The sequence below is a fragment of the Polaromonas sp. P1_F1 genome (assembly GCF_056405795.1).
This window is the reverse complement of the sequence record NZ_JBFUBJ010000012.1, coordinates 36,082-57,017: the sequence shown is the minus strand read 5'-3', so window position 1 is coordinate 57,017 and position 20,936 is coordinate 36,082. Positions and strand designations below refer to the sequence as shown.

Genomic DNA, 20,936 nt, shown 5'->3' with positions numbered 1-20,936 from the left:
GATGCGCCGCGCATCCCCTTCGCCCTTTATTCTTTCCCCGATAGCTCAAGCTGTCTCCACGCTGGTGGTTTGCGCAGCACTGGGGATGACCGGTGCCGGGACGGCGCTCGCCCAAACTCCGGCTGCGTCACCTGCTCCTCTTCAGGGCGCTTCCGCCGTCCCCTCCGCAGACCCGCCCGCAGGCGACACCCCGAAACTCAAGTCTTCGCCCCAGCTGGCCGAGCAGGTTTCCAGCGACCCGCAGGACAAGGGCCCCACATTTGTTTTTGGCGACCGGATTTCCGGCCGCCCCGATCTTGAGACCGTGATTGACGGCAATGCGGAATTGCGCCGCGGGTCTACCGCCATCCGCGCGGACCGCATTGAGTACTACCAGCCCGAAGACCAACTTAAAAGCCGCGGCAATGTTCGCATCAACCGGGCGGGCAACAGGTTTGAGGGTCCCGAGCTGGAGATCAAGCTGGACCGGTTTGAAGGCTTTTTCACGACGCCGGCCTACCGCTTCCTCAGCAACAGCGGAAACGGCCAGGCGGAGCGGATCGATTTCATCGATGAAGGCCATTTGACGGCCCAGCGCGCCAGCTACACCACCTGCGAGCGCAATGACGAGGCCAGCTGGGAGCCCTCATGGGTATTGCGCGCCAGAAGCTTCGAGTTTGACCTGGACCGCGAAGTTGGCGTTGCCAATGGAGCCGTTGTGCGTTTCAAGGATGTGCCTATCCTGGCTTTCCCCCGGGTGAGTTTTCCGTTGAGCGACAAGCGCAAGTCGGGTCTTCTGCCGCCCTCCATCGGCATGGGCTCAATCAACGGGTTTGAGTATCGGCAACCTTATTACTTTGATATTGCGCCCAATCGGGACGCGACATTTTCACCGGCGATCATGACCAAACGCGGGGTGGACCTCGCCGGCGAATTCCGCTACCTGGAGCCGAAGTACACAGGCGAACTGCAGGGAAACTTCCTGCCCGGCGACAAGTTGCGCAATCGTGACCGCTGGTCCTACAGTTATCAACACGTTGGTGCCTTCAGCAGCGGCCTGTCATCCGTCGGCGACCTGGGCATCAACCTCAACATGAACCGGGTGAGTGACAACGATTATTGGCGTGACTTTCCAGCTCTCAAGGGGGCGACCACCCAGCGCCTTCTGCCCCAGGACGCGAGTTTGTCGTGGACCCGCGGGTTCTTTTCTTCGTCCATGCGAACGCTCAAATGGCAGACATTGCAGGATGTCACTTCGCCCATCGTTCCGCCTTACGACCGCCTGCCCCAGTTTGCAGCGGCGTACACCCGTGTGGATGCGCCGGTGGTGGGATTGGGCAATGGCTTTGACTGGTCGGTGGAGGGCGACTTCACCCGTTTTTCCGCAGATCGTCAGCTCACCAACCAGCCCAATAGTGACCGGGCATTCACGCGGCTGCAACTGAGCCGCCCCTGGCTGCTGCCTGCGGGGTACATCACCCCCAAAGTGCAGCTGCATGCCACGAGTTACAAATTTGATTCAGCGTTGCCCAATGGTGCGACAACGGCGTCGCGTGTTGTGCCTACCTTCAGCCTGGACAGCGGCGTGCAGTTTGAACGTAATGCCGGGTTCCTGGGCCGGAACTTTACCCAGACACTGGAGCCCCGGGCCTTTTATGTGCGTACACCCTATCGCGACCAGAGCCTGCTGCCCAACTACGACTCCGGGTCCAACGACTTCAACTTCGCCACGGTCTTTACCGAAAACGCATTTGTCGGCAATGACCGTATTTCAGACGCTAACCTGCTGACCCTGGGCGTTACCTCGCGTCTGCTGGATCCTGCGACCGGTGCTGAAGCTGTGCGTGTCGGCATTGCGCAGCGCTTTCGTTTTGAGGATCAGAAGGTGACCCTGCCGGGTGTATTGCCGGTCACCGACCGCATCAGCGACTTGCTGGTCGGGGCTTCCGTCAATTGGGTGCCGCAGTGGTCTTTCGACAGTACGGTTCAGTACAACCCGAAGACCAAGCAATCTGAGCGTGCATCGATTGGCGTGCGCTACAACCCCAGCAATTACCGCGTCATCAGTGCCGCATTCCGGCGCCAGCGCAATGTCAGCGAGCAAATTGACGTGGGCTGGCAGTGGCCTATCAATGATTTGTGGGGCGACAAAGGAAAAGATCTGGGCGCTGGGCAGGGCCAGGGAGGCGGCCGCTACTATGCCGTTGGGCGCCTGAATTACAGCGTGCTGGACAAAAAACTGGTCGACTCGATCATCGGTGTTGAATACGATGGTTGCTGCTGGATAGGGCGCGTGGTTCTGCAGCGCTCTCAAACCGGGACCGGAAGCTCGGATACGAAAATCCTGTTCCAGCTTGAACTTGTGGGGTTTTCGCGCCTCGGCTCCAACCCCCTGGAAACCCTGAAGTCGAATGTTCCACGTTACCAATATCTGCGTGAGAATACCAGCACGCCAAGCCGCTTTACTACTTATGACTAATAACCGCGCCGTCTCAAGATTCCTTTTGAACTCCATTCAAGCCGCCACAACGGCCTTGGCATTGTCGATTGTGCTGATGGTGGGTGCTCAGGCGCAGGGGTTGCGGCCATCGGGTACATTGCGCCTGCCCGACGCGGCCACGGGCTCCCGGACTGCGTCGGCGCAAGGAAGCGCGCAGCGGCAGGCTGACTTCATTGTTGCCGTGGTCAACTCCGAACCCATTACCAATAATGAGGTTCGAAGCAAGTTGATTCGGACCGAGCAACAAATGCTTCAGATGGGCGCGACAGTGCCGCCGCGCAGTGAAATGGTCGGACAAATTCTGGAACGCCTGATCAGCGACAAGGCGCAGCTGCAAATGGCGCGCAATTCGGGCCTGCGGGTCGATGACAATGCCGTCGAAGCTGCGGTCCAGACCGTCGCCAGCCAAAACCAGATCACGGTCGACGAGCTGCGCAACCGCCTGAAAGCGGACAGGATTGACTATGCCCAATTCCGCTCGGAATTGAGGGACGAGCTTTTGGTCAGCCGCCTGCGCCAGCGAGAACTGGAGGCGCGTGCGACGGTTACGGAGCAGGAAGTCGACCAATTTCTGCGTGATCAGGATGGCGGCACCCCATCGTCTTCGCTGGCTCTCAACCTCGCGGAAATTCTGGTGGCCGTGCCGGAAAATGCCACGCCCGATCAAGTCGCAGCACTGCAGGCCAAGGCCCAGCAGGTGATGGACCGTGCCCGCAACGGTGCCGACTTCACGGCGCTGGCCGCCGAAGTTTCAGCGTCTCCCACGCGCGCTTCAGGTGGCCTGATGGGGCTGCGGACTGCAGACCGCTATCCTGATCTCTTTGTTGAGGCGACAAGCAAATTGCAGGCGGGAGGTCTCGCGGGGCCGGTTCGAAGCGGGGCGGGATTTCACATCCTCAAAGTCATCGAAAAACGGCAAGGCGGCATGCCCAGCATGATGGTGGCACAAACCCATGCCAGGCATATCCTGCTCCGGTTGACGCCACAGCTCAGTGAAGCCGCCGCGGTGGAGAAGCTGGCGGGTTTTAAAAGACGCATCCAGGCCGGGCAGGCTGATTTCGCGGCACTCGCACGTGAGAACAGCGACGATGCCTCCGCAAAGGAAGGCGGTGACCTCGGCTGGGCAAGCACCGGCATGTTTGTGCCTGAGTTCGAGAAAGTCATGAACGGGCTGGCACCCAATCAGGTCTCGGATCCCTTGGTATCCCGTTTTGGCGTCCATCTTATTCAGGTACTTGAACGCCGCGAGACCCAGCTATCGCAACGTGAACAGCGGGAGATGGCACGCGGTGTGCTGCGCGAGAAAAAGCAAAACGAAGCCTATGCACTGTGGATCCAGGAGATTCGGGGCCGCGCCTATGTGGAGTACCGTGACGCACCGCAGCTGTGAAGATCGCCTCAGGCCTTCCTTAAGGTTCCATTCGCGCTGCGTGGGCGGGTCAACTTTCCGGGTGACTTCTCCAAGAAACGGCAGCCTTGTTTGTATGCCAGTCTGGCGGCTTTAGGTCGCCCCCAATGTGAAACATATTCCGCGCAAGCGTTTTGGCCAGCATTTCCTGACGGATCAAGGCGTCATTGAGGGGATTGTGCAGGCGATTGCTCCACGTCCAGGACAGGCCATGGTGGAGATCGGGCCTGGATTGGCTGCGCTGACCCAACCCCTGGTTGAACGGGTGGGGCACTTGACGGTCATTGAGCTGGACCGCGATCTTGCCCGTCAGTTGCGATTGCACCCCCAGCTTGCCGTGGTTGAGTCCGACGTGTTGAAAGTGGATGTCCGCCAGCTGGCGCGAACGGCCTGTGCCGAAGGGCAAAAACTTCGGGTGGTCGGCAATCTCCCCTACAACATCTCTACACCCATCCTGTTTCATTTGCTGGATGCCGTGGAGGTCATAGAAGACCAGCACTTCATGTTGCAAAAAGAAGTGATAGACCGGATGGTGGCGGTGCCAGCTACCAGCGATTATGGCCGGCTCAGCGTGATGCTGCAGTGGCGCTACGCGATGGAAAATGTGCTGTTCGTGCCGCCGCACAGTTTCGATCCGCCGCCGCGGGTCGATAGCGCCGTGGTGCGCATGGTGCCGCATGCAGCGCCTGTGGCGCTGGACGTCAAACTCCTGAGTGAGCTGGTGCAGGTCGCCTTTAGCCAGCGCCGCAAGTTGCTGCGTCACACCTTGGGAAAGTGGCTGGACAGCCACGGTTTTGGCGGGCAGTTTGATGTCAAGCGACGCGCTGAAGAAGTCGGGGTGACCGAGTATGTGGCCCTGGCGCGGAGCGTAGCGCAACTGCGCAATTAGCTGTCGGTACACCTGATATGAAGATATTTGTCATCTCACTTCCCGAGGCGACCACCAGGCGAGCGACTATTGACCGGCAAATGATGGCGCTGGGGCTGCGCTATAGCCTGATTGATGGTGTGCGAGTCGACCCAGGACGGCTGGCCGAGGTTGGTTACAGCGAAAGTGCGCGCCTGATTCGTTATGGTTACAGCATGTCGCCGGGGGAGGTCGGCTGTTTTCTCGCGCATCGGGATGCCTGGAGAGCAGTGCTGGCCGAGGGCGGAAAATGCCTGGTGCTGGAAGATGACGTATTAATTCCAACGCTAAGTACGGCGTTGCTCGCCCAGCTTGAATTGGCACCGTATCCAATGGTCAGGCTCGCAGGCGTTTTTGAGAAACGGCACAAATTCATCGGCGACACACCGTACGCAAAGTATTGGGGTGACCCTTCCGGCGCGGCGGCTTATGTGCTGGGACCGCTGGAGGCCGCGGAGTTGATACGGCGATCAGCGCGGTTTTACATGGCCGTTGACGACTTTATGGAGGCGAGGCATTTACACGGTATCAATACCTATGCCTTGTTGCCCTATCCGGTCCGCCAGGCGGGAACCGACACGCAAATCGGCCATCGGGTTCGACCGCGATTGTCCGGCATCGCGCGTCTTCAGCTGATGCTGGTGCGCATCCCGATTGATATCAGCAAATATTTTCACCGCATTCTTTACTACATGTTTTAAGTCGCGGCGCCGTCGGATGCGGCCGTTGTCTTTAACTTCCGGCCTGGCGAAAAAAAGCCCGCAACAAGCGGGCCTTTTGTGAACCGGACAGCGTGCCTTTTTTCAGGCAGCTGCCAGCCAGTAACCCGCATTAAACGGGCTGCTCATGCGCAACGCCAGTGGCGACACGTCTACCAATTTGTCGGTCGGCATGACTTCTTCGCCTTCCGCGGTTGCTTGCTGGGCCTCATTCGCCCGATCCCCTTGGCCAATGTCTGGGGAGCGGGCTACAGAAAAGAATAGAAACATCTGAACGGTATCTTGCGATCCGCCCAGTAATCAGAGGCATCCCGGAAGATGTCGAGCAACTGCTCGCGCGCTTCCTTGTCAAATTTGGCGTTGGCCGGAATTTGCTCGAGCACGACAATAAAGCCGGGCTGCGGGCCTGACTTGTGGACCAGGTCCGTCATGCAGTCGTACAGTGCGTCGAAGTTTTTGCCGAAATGCGCCGGAAAGGTGTACTGCGCCGCAATCATGTCCAGCACGTCCTGCTTGCTCTGGGCGTTGCCCAGGTTGGCGTACAGGAAATGCTGGTTTAAATGTGTCGCGGCATCCTGCAGGTCTTGCACCCGGAAGGCCCGTATGGATTGAACGATATTGGGACGTACGCCGCGCAAGGGCGTTTCACCGTCCTTGCGCAAAGGCGTTTCGTTGTCCCGACGAAGTGGTGTATCCATCTCCGCTACTCTTTCTCTTAAGTCAAAAACTCAAAATAACGATCACAGTTCAATTTATTGAACGATTTTGCGAAAACTCGCATAGTGATCGTCGGTGTAATAACAGGCATCAGGTGCGACAGGTTTCAAGCCACCACAAACGATGCGCCGGGCTCCCCGGCTGCGCTCACCGGGCGTTCTGACGGTGTATTCACGGTAGTAACCGCGACTTTGAGCCGGTAGAAGTCGTTCCCGGTTCCCAAACACCACGCCGTCCTTTTCATGCTTGAAAGGCCCGCCTTGGTAGATCAGCACCATCATGTCGCGTCCCTGGGGGGGCAATTGGACGGTCGCTATGGTCCCGATCGGAACCGGGCCCTTTGCCTGCACCATGCTGGGGATTGACCCGGCCAGACCGGTTGCCAAAACCAGCAACATGGCCGTTTTGGCCGCCCACCCATTGCGCAACATGAAAAAAACCTTTTTCTCGAATCCAGAGTTACCCGCCGATTTTTCGGGTTAACCCTTAAATTTCAAGAGAGGTAGTTTGCCGCATGTGGCTAAAAAACGCAAGTGGATGCTGAAAATTTAGGCAGTAAAGAGAGAGGTCATTGATACACTAAGTTAGTGCTAGCTATCTAATTTTTGCTTATCGACTCGCATTGGCATCCGCGACCGTCAATGCGGTCATGTTGACAATACGGCGCACCGTTGCCGTAGCAGTCAGGATGTGCATGGGCTTGTTTGCTCCCAGCAAAACCGGGCCGATGGCGATATTGCCACCCGCCGCTGTTTTCAGCAGGTTGTAGGAAATGTTCGCTGCATCAATATTGGGCAGTACCAGGAGGTTGGCCTCACCCGTCAGGGTGCTGTTCGGCATGATGAGGGCGCGCGCATCGGCGTCCAGTGCCATGTCGCCATGCATCTCCCCATCAACTTCAAGCCACGGCGCTTTTTCGCGCAGCAACTCCAGCGTGCGGCGCATTTTCAGGGCGCTGGGCAAGTTGGAAGATCCAAAATTCGAATGCGACAGCAGAGCCGCCTTCGGTTTGATGCCAAAGCGCATCATTTCCTCGGCCGCCATGGTGGTGATCTCCGCGAGCTGCTCCGCAGTCGGATCGCAGTTGACGTGCGTATCGAGCAGGAACACCTGGCGCCCCGGAAGCAACAAGCCGTTCATGCAGGCATAGGTGTTGACGCCTTCGCGCTTGCCGATGACCTGATCCAGATAGTCCAGATGATGGGCCGTCGTGCCCCAGGTACCGCAAATCAGCCCGTCCACGTCGCCTTTGTGCAGCAACATGCCGGCGATCAATGTGAGGCGGCGGCGCATTTCGATTTTGGCGATCTGCACCGTCACACCACGGCGTTCCATGAGGCGGTGATAGGTTTGCCAGAAGTCGCGGTAGCGATGATCCTGCTCGACATTGACCACGTCGTAGTCGAGCTCCTCCTTCAGGCGCAGGCCGAATTTTTCGATGCGCTGGGCAATGATGGCGGGTCGGCCAATCAGTGTCGGGCGTGCGAGTCCTTCATCCACCACGATCTGGCAGGCACGCAGCACGCGTTCTTCCTCACCCTCGGCATAGGCCACACGCTTGCGGCTGGCGGCCTTGGCGGCCGCGAAAATCGGTTTCATCACCGTGCCCGAGGCGTAGACAAAGCTTTGCAGCCGTTCGCGGTAAGCGTTCATGTCCTGAATGGGCCGCAGGGCCACGCCGCTGTCGGCCGCCGCCTGTGCGACGGCGGGCGCGATCTTCATCATGAGGCGCGGATCGAAAGGCTTGGGAATCAGGTATTCGGGCCCGAACGCCAGCTTTTCACCCACGTAGGCGGCTGCCACGACTTCACTTTGCTCGGCCTGCGCCAGCTCGGCTATGGCGTGTACAGCCGCGATTTCCATCTCGACGGTGATGGTGGATGCTCCGGCATCCAGTGCGCCGCGGAAGATGTAGGGAAAGCACAGGACGTTGTTGACCTGATTCGGGTAGTCGGTGCGGCCGGTCGCCATGATGGCGTCGTCGCGCACGGTCCGGACGTCCTCCGGCGTGATCTCGGGATTGGGATTGGCCAGCGCCAGGATGATGGGCTTGGCGGCCATTTTGGCGACCATGTCTTTCTTGAGCACGCCGCCGGCGGAAAGGCCCAGGAAGATGTCCGCGCCAGCGATGACGTCGGCAAGCGTGCGTGCATCGGTCTTCTGCGCGAACTGGATCTTGTCTTCGTCCATCAGCTCGGTGCGGCCTTCGTAGACCACGCCAGCCAGATCGGTCACGAACACGTTTTCGCGCTGGATGCCCAGCTTGAGCAACAGGTTCAGGCAAGCCAGGGCGGCCGCGCCCGCGCCGGACGTCACGAGCTTGACTTGCCCCGGACCTTTGCCGACAACCTTGAGCGCATTCAGGACGGCCGCGCCCACGGTGATGGCGGTACCGTGCTGGTCATCATGGAAGACCGGGATCTTCATGCGCTTGCGCAGCTCACGCTCGATATAAAAACAGTCGGGCGCCTTGATGTCTTCAAGGTTGATGGCGCCGAAGGTCGGCTCCAGCGAAGCAATGATGTCGACCAGCTTGGCCGGGTCTTTTTCGTCGATCTCAATGTCGAAAACATCCACGCCGGCGAACTTCTTGAACAGTACGCCCTTGCCTTCCATGACCGGCTTGGAGGCCAGCGGGCCGATGTCGCCCAGCCCCAGCACGGCGGTGCCGTTGGTCACGACAGCCACAAGGTTGCCGCGGCTGGTGTACTTGAAGGCGTTGTTCGGGTCCTTGACGATTTCTTCGCAAGGTGCCGCGACGCCTGGGGAATAAGCCAGGGCCAGGTCGCGCTGGTTGGTCAGCTGTTTGGTCGCTGCGATGGCGATCTTGCCCGGGGTCGGAAACTCGTGGTATTCAAGTGCGGCGCTGCGCAATTCGGCGCGTTTTTCTTCGCGATTGGCTTCAGTGCTATTGGGCGTCGCGGTGGGGGGTGTCGGCATCAGCAAGGTCTCCAGCGGAAACGGTCGGGTCGACCGTCAATTTCTTGTAAGGTCTGCGATTGTAGGCCGTCGGAGGGGAAAACCCTAGTAAGTGAATCTACGCAAAAAGGTGCTTTGCTTTTGACTTTTCAGCACAGAAAGCCGCTTTGCCGCGTAGCTCATTCACGATGGCGGCGCGTAGCCGTTTTTTGAGCGCTTTAAGCGCGAAATAAAAAAAGCCAGGTTGGCGGGCCTGCGCCGCTCAGCGCGCAACACCCAGCAAATGGTCCAGGCGCTCGGGCTGCTCGCGCAACGCCTGGGCCGTTCCGGTGTGGACCACCATGCCGCGGTCCAGCACCACGGCGCTGTCGGAAATCGCCAGAATGGCCTGCGGGTGCTGCTCCACGATGATGGCGCTCAGGCCCTCTTCGCGCGTGATGCGGCGTATGGCGCGCAGCAGCTCCTCCACGATGATGGGCGCCAGGCCCTCCAGCGGTTCGTCGAGCAGCAGCAGCTTCGGGTTGAGTACCAGCGCACGACCCACAGCCAGCATCTGCTGCTCGCCGCCCGACAGCTGCGTGCCCAGGTTGCCCTTTCGCTCGGCCAGGCGCGGGAACATGGCGTACACGCCATCGGGGTTCCATTTGCCCGGGCGCGCCACCGCCGTCAGGTTCTCGTGCACCGTCAGCGACTTGAAGATATTGCGCTCCTGCGGCACCCAGCCTATGCCGGCCGCCGCGCGTTCGTGCGAGGGCAAATGGTGCAACGCGACCATGGATGCGCCCGCCCCGAACGAGATGGCGCCGCCGTGCTGCCGCGTCGCGCCTGCCAGTGTGTTGATCAGCGTGGTTTTGCCGGTGCCGTTGCGGCCCAGCAGCGCGAGCGTCTGTCCCTCGCCCAGCGTGAACGACACCTCGTGCAGCACCACCGCCTCACCGTAGCCGGCGCGCAGTTTGTCGACCTTGAGCAGTTCAGCCATGAGCCACCTCTTCGCCATGGCCCAGATAGACCGCCTTGACCTGAGGGTCGGCCGCGATCTCCTCAGGCGTGCCTTCGGTCAGCAGCGTGCCGTTGACCAGTACCGTCATGGTGGTGGCGAAGCTGAACACCAGGTCCATGTCGTGCTCGATCAGCAGTACCGACACGTCAGCGGGCAGTGCGGCCACGGTCTGCAGCAGTTCTTCGCGCTCGCCGGCCGGCACACCGGCCACGGGTTCGTCGAGCAGCAGCACGCGCGGCTCGCAGGCCAGCGCCACGGCGATTTCCAGCAGGCGGCGCTTCCCGTAGGCCAGCATGCGGGTCGGCTGGTCCATCACTCCGGTCAGGTGAAACTGCTCCAGCAACTGTTCGCAGCGCTCGGCCACGCGCTGGTTGCGCCCCAGCGCCTGCCACCATTTCGCGCCGAGCCCCGCTTGCTGCGATACGGTCAGTGCCAGCGTTTCCAGCGGCGTGAGCGAATCGAAGAGCTGGTTGATCTGGAAGGTGCGCACCATCCCGCGCTTGACGCGCTGGTGCGGCGCCAGCCGCGTAATGTCTTCGCCATCGAGGAAGATGCGGCCTTCGGTCGGCTGCAGAACGCCCGTCAGCAGGTTGACCAGCGTGGTCTTGCCCGCACCGTTCGGCCCTATCAGCGCATGGCGCGCGCCGCGACGCAGGTTCAGGCTCACGTTGTTGGTGGCGGCAATGCCACCGAAGCGCATCACCAGCCCTTGCGCGGACAGTACCGCGTCGCTGTGCGGCGCCGCGCTCATGGCTGGCCTCCGCGCTTAGGCAGCCATGCCCAGGGCCGGACCAGGCGCTCGCGCCCCACCAGCACCAGCACCACCAGGAAGAGGCCTATCCAGAAGGTCCAGTACTGCGGCGTGATGGACGACAGCGCGTCCTGCATCAGCTTGAACACAATCGCCCCGGCCACACCCCCGTACAGCCAGCCCGCACCGCCAACCACCAGGATCAGCAGCACATCGGCCGAACGATGAAACTCAAACAAATCCAGCGAGGCAAAGCCGGTGGTTTGCGTCATCAACGCTCCCGCGGCGCCCGCGACGCCGGCCGCCACCGTATAGACCACCGCCAGCCGTGAAGCGACTGGAATGCCGATGGCCATGGCGCGCAGGCGGTTGTCGCGTATCGCCTTGAGTGTCGCGCCCAGCGGCGAATGCACGAGGCGACGCATCAGCACAAACAAAATGAGCAGCACGGCCAGCGAGTAATAGGCGGCGGTGCGGCCCGACAGGTCAAACTCGAAGCGGCCCAGCAGCGGGCCCATGACCACGCCCTGCAGGCCATCGGCGCCACCGGTCAGCCAGTCAAGTTTGTTGGCCAGCTCCAGCAGGATAAGCGCCACGCCCAGTGTCACCATGAGCCGTGTCAGGTCGCTGCCGCGCTGGATGGTGAGTGAACACACAGCACCCAGCAGCGTGGCGGTGGCGATGCCCACCGCCAGGCCCACCAGCGGGTCCGGCATCACCAGCTTGGCGAACAGCGCCGCCGCATAGCCGCCTATGCCGAAGAAGGCTGCATGGCCCAGCGAGACGATGCCGGTGTAACCCAGCACCAGATCCAGCGACACCGCGAACAGCGCGACGATGGCGATCTCATTGATGATGGACGCGTGGCTGGGCATCACCACCGGCGCGGCGAAGGCGGCGAGCCAGAGCACCGGTTCCCAGAGCTTCCAGCGGCTGTTTTTGAGCAGGGACGTTTGAGTGTTCATTTATCTGCCACCCTTGCGCACAAAGAGGCCCTGCGGCCGCCAGATCAGGATCGCGATCATCAGGCTGTAAACGATGAAGGCCCCCAGCTTGGGGATGTAGTACTTGCCCGCCACATCGGCAATGCCCAGCAGCAGCGCGGCCAGCAGCGGCCCAGTGATCGACGTGGTGCCGCCCACGGCCACCACGATCAGGAAGTAAATCATGAACTTGAGCGGAAAGCTCGGGTCCAGCCCCAGCACTTCGGCGCCCAGCGCGCCGCCCAGGCCGGCCAGTCCCGAGCCGACGGCGAAGGTCGAAAGGAACACCAGGTTGACGTTGATGCCCAGGCCGGCCGCCACGCGCTGGTCGTCCACCGAGGCACGCAAGCGGCTGCCGAAGCGTGTGCGAGTCAGCACGAATTGCAGGCCCAGCGTGAGCGCGGCGCACACCGCAATGATGAACAGCCGGTAGTGGCCCATGCCCAGCATCCAGGCGCCGCTGCCAATCTCGGTGCGGCCCTTGAGCCATTGGGGCAGCTGCACGATCTGCTGCGTCGAGCCGACGAAGTAGTCCACGCTGGCCACCGCCATGAACACCAGGCCGATCGAAAACAGCACCTGGTCCAGATGCGGCTTGTTGTACAGCGGCCGGTACAGCGTGCGCTCCAGTACAGCGCCCAGCAGCGCCGAGCCGGCGAAGGCCAGAGGCAAGCACAGCAAAAAAGGCACGCCGAAGTGCTGCATCAGCAACACGGTGATGTAGCCGCCGGCCATCGCGAAAGCACCATGCGCGAGGTTGATGAAATTCATCAGGCCCATGGTCACCGCCAGTCCCACCGCCAGAATGAACAGCAGCATGCCGTAAGCGATACCGTCGAAAAGAATCGTGAGCATTTATCTTCGCAAGGAACGGCGCGGAACCGGCTTTGCCGGGCCGCAGAGGTTGCCCCCAGCAGGGGGGGAGGCGCCGCGAAGCGGCGCTTCGGGGGGTTACTTGTTCTTCCCTGGGTCCTTGACGTCCTTGATCACGTCAAACTCCACGTTGTAGAGTTGCCCGTCCTTCTTCTCGACCTTGCGCAGATAGACGTCCTGCACGATGTCGCGCGTCTGTGCGTCGATGAAGATCTTGCCGCGCGGGCTTTCAAAGAGCTGGCCCTTCATGGCTTCGAGCAGCGCGTCGCCGCCACCCTGGCCCTTGCTGGTTTTGAGCGCCTCGTAAATTACCCGCATGCCGTCATAGCCACCCACGGCCATGAAGTTGGGGCGCAGGCCCTTGTTGGCTTTGGCAAACGCTTCCACGAATTTTTTGTTCATGGCCGAGGGGTGCGCCGCCGAATAGTGGTGGGAGGTCACCACGCCGATCGCGCCGTCACCCATGTCGTTGAGCTGGTCGTCGTCCGTCACGTCGCCGGTGGCGATCAGCCGGATGCCGGCCTTGTCCAGGCCGCGTTCGAGAAACTGCTTCATTACCGCGGCGCCCGCGCCCGAGGGCACAAAGACGAAGAGCGCATCGGGCTTGTTGTCTCGCACCTTTTGCAGGAAGGGCGCGAAGTCGGGATTGCGCAGCGGCACGCGTAGCGCGTCGGTCACCTGGCCGCCGTTGAAGGTCAGGCGGTCCTTGAAGAATTTTTCGGCATCAATGCCGGGGCCGTAATCGGACACCAGCGTGACCACCGTCTTGATGCCGTTCTTGGGCGCCCAGTCAGCCAGCGCGACCGAAACCTGCGGCAAGGTGAAGCTGCTGCGCACGATGTAGGGGGAGGCCTGCGTGATGCTGGATGTTGCCGCGGCCATCACCACCATGGGTGTCTTGGACTGCGTCGCAATGGGCGCGGTGGCCAGGGCCGAGGGCGTGATGCCAAAGCCTGCCAGCACGTTGACCTTGTCGTTGACCACCAGCTCCTGCGCCAGGCGGCGTGTGGTGTCCGGCAGCGAGGTGTCGTCCTTCACGATCAGCTGGATTTTCTTGCCCGCCACGCTGTCGCCGTTCTGCGCCATGTAAAGCCGTACGGCCGCCTCGATCTGCCGGCCCGTGGTGGCCTGCTGGCCCGTCATCGGCAGGATCAGGCCGATCTTGAAGGTGTTGTCCTGGGCCAGTGCCGGGGCGGCGGCAAGTGCCGCGGCCGACAGCGCGGCGGCGGTGAGGAAGGTACGTTTTTTCATGCTTGTCTCCTGGGTGGTTTTCAGTTCTTGCTGCTGCGTCAAACGCGGCGGAGTTCAGGTTGCCGGCATCGGGTTGCAAACCGGTGCGAGTCTAGTATGAGTGCGGTATCAGCACAAATGTTCGATATGTGAACACATCGGCCATGACCTCCATGCCCTCCATGGCTTCATTGTGTGGGTTGCCGCTCACGGGGTCACTGCTGGTTCGCGGTCGATTGTGCGATCATCGCGCGCATGACCCGGTGATCGCACACAAGTTGTCCCCTCACGCGTCGGGCCGGTAGGAAGAATCCAGCGTCACCGAACCGACCACGCGCGAGACACAGGCGCACAAGCGCGTGTTTTGCTGTTTCTCGTGCTCGCTCAGAAAGACGTCGCGGTGGTCGATCTCGCCGTCCACCGCCAGCACGTCCAGCGTGCACAGGCCGCATTCGCCGCGCTTGCAGTCGGACACCGCTTCCACGCCCGCCTGCTCCAGCGCGTCCAGCAGGCTGCAACCGGCCGGCACGGTGATGTCCAGCGCGTGGCGCGGAATCAGCACCCGGAAAGCCTGCGGCGCATACCGCCCGCTGTTGCCGAAGGTCTCGTAACGCAGGTCAGTCGCTGGCCGGCCCGAGGCCTCCCAGGCATGGCGCGCGGCGTCCAGCATGGGCACCGGGCCGCAGACGTACATTTGCGCGCCCGCCGGCAGCGCCGCTATCTCGCCGGCAAAGTCGATGCGCGCGTCGACGGCCACATGAAGCCGTTCGCCCAGGCAAGCCCGCAGTGTTTCGCCGTAAGCCAGTTCAGATTCACTGCGCGTGCCATACAGCATGCGCAGCGGCCGGCCCGACTGCGCACAGCGGGCGGCCAGCACTTCGGCCATGCCGACCAGCGGCGTGATACCTATGCCGCCGGCCACCAGCAGGTAGGCTGGCGCGTTGAAGTCCAGCGGGAAATGGTTGCGTGGGCCGCTCACCTGCAGCCGGTCGCCGGCGGCCAGCTGCCACATCGCGCGCGAACCGCCGCGGCCGTCGTCCAGCCGCTTCACGGCGATGCGATACGTTTGCGCATCGGTCTCGCCAACCAGCGAGTAAGAGCGCAGCTGCGGCTTGCCGTCCACCAGCAGCTGCACCTGCAGGTGGCTGCCGGGTTCGTGGCGCTGCACGGTGGCTGCGTCACCCGTGGGCCGGATGCGAAACTCGCGCACGGTGGGCGTGAGGTCCTCAAAAGATTCAATGACCGCATCGGTCCAGCTGGAGGTGGCTTTCATTCAGTTTTCCGTGATCTCTTCAATTCGAGGGTCGCCGTGGAACCGGCTTTGCCGGGCCACTGGTGGCGCCCCCTGGGGGGAGGCGGCCGCAGGCCGCTTCGGGGGGAACGTCATTTCTTTCTAATTAGACGCACGCCAGGCATCTGGTCCAGGTTGTGGCTGGCCACGGCAGCGCGCAGGTTGCGCTGGGCCAGGCGTGAGTGCTCGCGCATGATCGCTTCGGCGCGCGAGCCTTCGCGCTGCTCAATGGCGTCGAGCACCTGGCGGTGCTGGTCTTGCGCCACGACCAGCATGTCGCGCGCGCCCGGGGAATTGGCCTGCACCACCACGAAACCCGAAGGCGACGCAAAGGGCAGGCTGAACACGCGTTCGAGTTCCTTGGCAATCACGCTGCTGCCAGCCATTTCACCCAGCAGTTCATGAAACCGTTCGTTCAGCGCGACGTAGGAAGAGAAAGCCTCATCGTCCAGCGCAGGCTGGCTGAGCACCGCATCAATCTTGCCCAGGCATTCGCGGGCTTCGTTCAGCACCACGGTGGGTGCGCCTCGCTCGGCGGCCAGCCGCGCCGACAGTCCTTCAATGGTGCCGCGCAGTTCGATCGCTTCGGACACATCGCGTTCGGAAAACGTGCGCACGGCGTAGCCCCCATTGGGCAGCGACTCCAGCAGGCCTTCCTGCTCCAGCCGCATCAATGCCGCGCGGATCGGTGTGCGCGAGAAGCCGAGCTTTTCAACGATGGACAGCTCGGCAATGCGCGCGCCGCCGGGCAACTCGCCGGCCAGGATCATCTCGCGAAGCTGAAGCTGCGCCCGCACCTGGGCACTTTCAAGGCTGTTTTGGCCTGTACCCCTGTCAGAATCTGCGCCGGCAGCTACTGAATTGATAGCATTGATTGTGGTTCGCATAAAAATGACCCCGCCTCAGGCCGCCAGCCGGATAGCGATGACAGGCGCTGGTGGTTTTTCTTTCGCGATCAGTCCGTCTATCAGGCGGCGTGCCCACATCGAGCCGGCATCGATGTTGAGGTTGTAGAACTGGTGGTCCGGGTGTTCGTCGATGGCGATTTGCTGGGCCTCCAGCACATGTTCGTCCTCGCGGAAGATGCCGGCCACGCCCTCGCGCAGCTGGTGCGTCAGGCGCTGCTCACCCAGGCAGTAGTTGCGTGCGAAAGCCCAGAAATAGTGGCAGCTGCCGTCTGTTTCTGGCGTCACCGTGTTCAGCACAAAACCATTGACGCCCTTGCTGCGGTCGCCCGGCTGGCCGTCCTTGGGTGGCGCGCCTGATCCGGCTTCGGCTACGCCGACGTCGATGTTCACAGTGCAGGGCGCTTCGAATTTGATGATCTGCCAGCGATCCACCTTGCCCCTGTAGCCGCGCGCATGCTCGATCTGCCCGGCCCAGAACGGCGGTGCGTCGATTTTTTCCATCCAGCGCGTGACGGTGGCCGTGCGGTCGCCGTGCGTGGCTACAAAGGGCGCCTCGGCCACGGCGCGCTGGCCGATGCTGGAGCCGTGCACAAAGGTTTCGTGGGTCAGGTCCATCAGGTTGTCGACGACCAGGCGGTAGTCGCACTTCACCGTGATCAGCTTGCCGTCGCCGGCCCAGTCTGCGTCGTCGTTCCAGTGCATGTCGGGCACCAGCGCCGGGTCGGCCTTGGCCGGGTCGCCGGGCCAGATCCAGACAAAGCGGTGCTTTTCCACCACCGGAAACGCGCGCACGCAGGCCGAGGGGTTCAGCGTTTCCTGGCTGGGCATGTGGGTGCAGCGGCCTTGGGCGTTATAGACCAGGCCGTGGTAACCGCAGGTCACCTCGTCGCCGTTCAGCGTGCCCATGGACAGCGGCAGCAGCCGGTGCCAGCAGGCGTCTTCCAGTACGGCGACCTGGCCGTCGGTGCGGCGGAACATCACCACCTTCTGTTTGCAGATCGTGCGCGCCAGCAGCGTGCGGCCCACCTCTACGTCATAAGCGGCGGCATACCAAGCGTTCAGGGGGAAAGTCGATTTCTGGGCATTCATGGATACTTAATGTATACATAAATTGCCAAAATGCCAAGAAAAATAGAGAAATTCAGGGAAAATACGGAGTTTCTGTATTCAATGAGGGGTGATTTTGCTGGAATACCATGGGGGTTTGTGCCTGCAACCGATGGAGACTTTCCCATGACCGCCAAGCTACCCGCCCGTTATGACCATGTCGGCAGCTTTCTGCGCCCGCAGTACCTGCTGGAAGCCCGCGAGCAAAAAGCCAAGGGCCAGATCACGCCCGAACAACTGCGCAAGGTCGAAGACCAGGCCATCACCGAAATCGTGAAGTTCCAGGAAGACGTGGGCCTCAAAAGCATTACCGACGGCGAATTCCGCCGCACTTATTTCCACATCGACTTCCTGGAGCAGATCGGCGGCGTGAAGACCGACATCCCGGTCACCATCCAGCGGCCCGACGGCAGCATGGAACTGGCGCCGCCGGTGATGCGCGTGATTGACAAGGTGCGCCACGTCAAGGACATCCAGCTCGCCGACTTCCAGTACCTGAAAAGCCAGGTCAGTGCGGGCAACACGCCCAAGGTCACCATTCCCTCGCCCACGATGCTGCACTTTCGCGGCGGCCGCGCCGGCATCAGCAAGGAGGCTTATCCCGAACTCGATCCGGCTTTCTACGACGACGTGGCAAAAGCCTATGGCGACGAGTTGCGCAGCCTGGCCGCGGCCGGTTGCACTTATGTGCAGATGGACGACACCAACCTGGCCTACCTGTGCGACGAGAAAATGCGTGAGGCGGCGCGCCAGCGCGGCGACGACCCCAATGAGCTGCCGCACCGCTACGCCAAATTCATCAACAAGGTGGTCGCGCAAAAGCCCGCCGGCATGACGCTGGCCATGCATCTGTGCCGCGGCAACTTCAAGAGCACCCACGCCGCGGCCGGCAACTACGAGCCGGTGGCCGAGGCGCTGCTCAAGGAGATGGACCTGGACGCCTATTTCCTCGAGTACGACGACAGCCGCAGCGGCGATTTCAAGCCCCTGCGCTACCTGCCCAAGGGCAAGACCGTGGTGCTGGGCCTGGTCACCACCAAGTTCGGTGAAATGGAAAGCAAGGACGACCTGAAACGCCGCATTGAAGACGCTGCGAAATACGCACCGCTGGAGCAGCTCGCGCTGTCACCGCAATGCGGCTTCAGCAGCACAGTGCACGGCAACAACATCGCCGTGGAAGCGCAACGCAACAAGCTGCGCCTGGTGGTCGAAACCGCACGCGAGGTATGGGGCACAGCCTGATCTGACCCCCGGGACTGGCGCATGTCGTCCTCCCCTTCTCTTTTCTTTAGCGAGGGGGAGTCCCAACGGACCCCCAGCCCCGGCCTTTTCGAGGCCGCTCAACCGGGCTGCGGCGCTGACTTTTTCGGCTGTGCACTCCCGTCGCAGCCGTCCACGAGGCAAGCCGTTCAACGGGTCGGATGGACCGGTTCCATTAATTGCGCTTGGTTGATCATCAAAATGACTCGTCATCCCTGCTGAGCGTGCGCAAGCAGCTCTCAAAAAGATAGCAATCATGGGCCTGAGCCTGCTGCCCGCAGGCTTTTGGCCCAACCCTCGCCAGTACTGGCGCTGCCGGCCGGCACAGATCCATGAGTGCCGCCCCCTTCTTTGCCTCCTCTTCTCTCTTCTTATTCCTATTGACCGGCGCTTCTTCATGCGGCCGACGGCCACTTCTGTCTGCCTGCCGGTGGGAATAATGCTCCAACATTTACTTACATTTAACCAAGAACATTGAGCGTGCCCGTTTATTTTCTCAAAATCCTAAAATAATCGTGTAAAAACAAACACTTACAGCGAAAATAAAAGGTTCTTTAGCGGAAAATATTGGACAGCGTAAGGGTAAAGCGCTACAACCAATAAAACATTTTGTTTCATTTGTACACCGAAAGGGTCGCTCCTTGCGCAGTTCAGTCTTTCTGGCATCCAGGCTTTTTGCCTGGGGGGTTCTGGGCGCATGCATCGCCCTGAACGTCCCTGCGCTGGCGCAGGCCCGCGTGGACGTGCGGCCCGATGCCGGTACGCTGCTGGAGCCGCAAGGTTCGTTACCGCTGCTACCCCCGCGTAGCGGCCCACTACCTGAACTGACACCACCCCGGGTTGCGGAGCCAGCGGCGGGAACGGCGCGCATCACGCCAGCGGCGTTCAGTTTTTCCGGCAACAGCGTTTTCTCCAGTGAAGCACTTGCGGCTTTGCTGTCGAGCCGGCTCCACCGGTCCACGGATCTGGCTGGCCTCACAGACGCCGCCAATGCCGTCAGCGCGCTCTACCGGCAGAACGGCTATCTGCTCACGCAGGCGTACCTGCCCGAGCAGGCGTTTCCCGCAGAAGGCGGGACTGTCGCCATCACCATCATCGAAGCGCGGGTCGGCCGCGTCACTGTGCGTGTCGACGGCGCTGGTATCTCAAAGACGTTCGCGGAAGAACTGGTGGGCGGCCAGCTGCGGTCCGGTGACGCCGTTACCGAATACGCACTCGACAAGCCGGTGTTGCTGTTGCGCGACCTGGCGGGGTACGACGCCGGCGCTACGGTCGAGCCTGGAGATCGCCTGGGCCTGGCGGATGTCCTGATCACCGTGCAGGGCAAAGGGCCGCGCGCCGACGGCTCGGTCAGCGTAGACAACCATGGTGCGCGCGCCGCTGGTGCCGCGCGTGTCACGTTAAGTGCCAATCTCAACAACCTGCTGGGGCGCGGTGACGTGCTGGCCTTGAGCACCCAGCAAAGCGACCAGGCTGGTTCGACCTTATACCGTGCCGGCTACACCGTGCCGGTCGGCGCTTACGGCACAAGGGTGGGGGTCAGCGCGGTGCGCCTGGATTACGCGCTGGGCAAGCAGTTCGAGCCGCTGGGGGCCAGCGGCCGGGCCGACATTCTCGGCCTCAGCCTGTCCCACCCCCTGCTGCGCGGGCGCGCCAGCAATTTGTACGGCCTCATCAGTGCAGAGCAAAAAAAGCTCGTTGACGAAACGCGCACACCCGCACTCAAAAGCGAGCGCGACATCGCCGCGCTCAGGCTGGGGCTGGCGGGCAACTTCATCGACGAACTGGCAGGCGGCAGCAGCCTGAACAACTATGCCGTGAACGCCACCTTTGGCCGCCTCACGTTGAATGCGGCCGATCAGGCGCTTGACGATGGCCTCGGCGGCCTGCGCACAGCGGGCGGTTTCAGCAAGCTGAACCTGGAATTCCAGCGCTCCCAGTTTTTTGATGCCGCTTACAGCTTTCACGTCGCGGCACAGGCCCAGCTGGCGTCGAAAAACCTCAGCTCGGCCGAAAAAATGGTTCTGGGCGGGCCCAATGGCGTGCGCGGCTACCCAGTGGGCGAAGGCGTCGGCGACGCCGGTTTCCTGTTGAACCTGGAGTCGCGTTACCAGCTCGCGCCAACGGTTTGGGGTGAGCCTTTGACCCTGCTGGCTTTCTATGACCATGGGCGCATTCGCTTCAACCAGAACGGCCCCACTGTGCCGGGCAATGCCAACACGCTGAGCCTCGGTTCCGTCGGTGTGGGCGCGACGCTGGGGCAGCCCGGCAAATTCCTGGTCAAGACCTACCTGGCCTGGCGCACGACGACAGCGCTGCCGTCCACCGGCGACCCGGACCGTGCGCCGCGCGCATGGCTGTCGGTCCAAACCTGGTTCTAGCCC

The 20,936-nt window shown here is 61.8% G+C and carries 17 protein-coding genes; 6 read left to right on the top strand and 11 right to left on the bottom strand.

What is annotated here, in order from left to right:
• The first annotated feature begins 1 nt into the window (after window position 1).
• The 4 genes from AC1DZE_RS22395 to AC1DZE_RS22380 all read left to right on the top strand — a co-directional run bounded on the left by AC1DZE_RS22395 (window position 2) and on the right by AC1DZE_RS22380 (window position 5,495).
• On the top strand, window positions 2-2,458 hold the full coding sequence (locus tag AC1DZE_RS22395; RefSeq protein ID WP_477670463.1) for an LPS-assembly protein LptD: 2,457 nt from the start codon (window positions 2-4) through the stop codon (window positions 2,456-2,458).
• Complete coding sequence (locus AC1DZE_RS22390) at window positions 2,451-3,869, top strand: peptidylprolyl isomerase (protein ID WP_477670464.1); 1,419 nt, start codon at window positions 2,451-2,453, stop codon at window positions 3,867-3,869. The genes AC1DZE_RS22395 and AC1DZE_RS22390 overlap by 8 nt, the downstream gene beginning before the upstream one ends.
• Window positions 3,870-3,996: 127 nt before the next feature.
• Entirely contained in the window at window positions 3,997-4,776 is a 780-nt protein-coding gene (gene rsmA, locus AC1DZE_RS22385) for a 16S rRNA (adenine(1518)-N(6)/adenine(1519)-N(6))-dimethyltransferase RsmA (RefSeq protein WP_477670465.1), read from the top strand.
• A 17-nt stretch (window positions 4,777-4,793) separates the two neighbouring features.
• Complete coding sequence (locus tag AC1DZE_RS22380) at window positions 4,794-5,495, top strand: glycosyltransferase family 25 protein (protein ID WP_477674066.1); 702 nt, start codon at window positions 4,794-4,796, stop codon at window positions 5,493-5,495.
• A gap of 266 nt (window positions 5,496-5,761) precedes the next feature.
• On the opposite strand, the gene AC1DZE_RS22375 is transcribed toward AC1DZE_RS22380, so the two are convergent.
• From AC1DZE_RS22375 to AC1DZE_RS22325, 11 genes are all read right to left on the bottom strand, one after another.
• Window positions 5,762-6,211 (bottom strand): barstar family protein, encoded by a 450-nt coding sequence (locus AC1DZE_RS22375; RefSeq protein WP_348050784.1) that lies wholly within the window; start codon window positions 6,209-6,211, stop codon window positions 5,762-5,764.
• Window positions 6,212-6,265: 54 nt separating this feature from the next.
• Window positions 6,266-6,661 carry a guanyl-specific ribonuclease gene (locus AC1DZE_RS22370; RefSeq protein ID WP_457282089.1) on the bottom strand — a complete coding sequence of 132 codons (396 nt, stop codon included), beginning with the start codon at window positions 6,659-6,661 and terminating at the stop codon, window positions 6,266-6,268.
• Window positions 6,662-6,839: 178 nt separating this feature from the next.
• On the bottom strand, window positions 6,840-9,170 hold the full coding sequence (locus AC1DZE_RS22365; protein ID WP_477670467.1) for an NADP-dependent malic enzyme: 2,331 nt from the start codon (window positions 9,168-9,170) through the stop codon (window positions 6,840-6,842).
• Between the two features lie 241 nt (window positions 9,171-9,411).
• Window positions 9,412-10,128 (bottom strand): ABC transporter ATP-binding protein, encoded by a 717-nt coding sequence (locus AC1DZE_RS22360; protein ID WP_477670468.1) that lies wholly within the window; start codon window positions 10,126-10,128, stop codon window positions 9,412-9,414.
• The gene (locus AC1DZE_RS22355; RefSeq protein ID WP_477670469.1) at window positions 10,121-10,900 is read right to left on the bottom strand and encodes an ABC transporter ATP-binding protein; all 780 of its coding nucleotides are present in this window, start codon (window positions 10,898-10,900) and stop codon (window positions 10,121-10,123) included. The genes AC1DZE_RS22360 and AC1DZE_RS22355 overlap by 8 nt, the downstream gene beginning before the upstream one ends.
• Window positions 10,897-11,865 carry a branched-chain amino acid ABC transporter permease gene (locus AC1DZE_RS22350; RefSeq protein WP_477670470.1) on the bottom strand — a complete coding sequence of 323 codons (969 nt, stop codon included), beginning with the start codon at window positions 11,863-11,865 and terminating at the stop codon, window positions 10,897-10,899. The genes AC1DZE_RS22355 and AC1DZE_RS22350 overlap by 4 nt, the downstream gene beginning before the upstream one ends.
• Window positions 11,866-12,738 (bottom strand): branched-chain amino acid ABC transporter permease, encoded by an 873-nt coding sequence (locus AC1DZE_RS22345; RefSeq protein ID WP_477670471.1) that lies wholly within the window; start codon window positions 12,736-12,738, stop codon window positions 11,866-11,868.
• A 96-nt stretch (window positions 12,739-12,834) separates the two neighbouring features.
• Complete coding sequence (locus tag AC1DZE_RS22340) at window positions 12,835-14,007, bottom strand: ABC transporter substrate-binding protein (protein ID WP_457281940.1); 1,173 nt, start codon at window positions 14,005-14,007, stop codon at window positions 12,835-12,837.
• Window positions 14,008-14,272: 265 nt separating this feature from the next.
• Window positions 14,273-15,259, bottom strand: a complete 987-nt coding sequence (locus tag AC1DZE_RS22335) for a PDR/VanB family oxidoreductase (RefSeq protein WP_477670472.1) — start codon at window positions 15,257-15,259, stop codon at window positions 14,273-14,275.
• 110 nt (window positions 15,260-15,369) lie between these two features.
• Window positions 15,370-16,164 carry a GntR family transcriptional regulator gene (locus AC1DZE_RS22330; protein ID WP_477670473.1) on the bottom strand — a complete coding sequence of 265 codons (795 nt, stop codon included), beginning with the start codon at window positions 16,162-16,164 and terminating at the stop codon, window positions 15,370-15,372.
• A gap of 15 nt (window positions 16,165-16,179) precedes the next feature.
• Window positions 16,180-17,274 (bottom strand): aromatic ring-hydroxylating dioxygenase subunit alpha, encoded by a 1,095-nt coding sequence (locus AC1DZE_RS22325; RefSeq protein ID WP_477670474.1) that lies wholly within the window; start codon window positions 17,272-17,274, stop codon window positions 16,180-16,182.
• A gap of 144 nt (window positions 17,275-17,418) precedes the next feature.
• Between AC1DZE_RS22325 and AC1DZE_RS22320 the strand changes: the two genes are divergently transcribed.
• Both AC1DZE_RS22320 and AC1DZE_RS22315 read left to right on the top strand, forming a co-directional pair.
• Window positions 17,419-18,534, top strand: a complete 1,116-nt coding sequence (locus tag AC1DZE_RS22320; protein ID WP_457281944.1) for a 5-methyltetrahydropteroyltriglutamate--homocysteine S-methyltransferase — start codon at window positions 17,419-17,421, stop codon at window positions 18,532-18,534.
• Window positions 18,535-19,193: 659 nt separating this feature from the next.
• On the top strand, window positions 19,194-20,933 hold the full coding sequence (locus AC1DZE_RS22315) for a ShlB/FhaC/HecB family hemolysin secretion/activation protein (protein ID WP_477700567.1): 1,740 nt from the start codon (window positions 19,194-19,196) through the stop codon (window positions 20,931-20,933).
• Window positions 20,934-20,936: the final 3 nt, after the last annotated feature.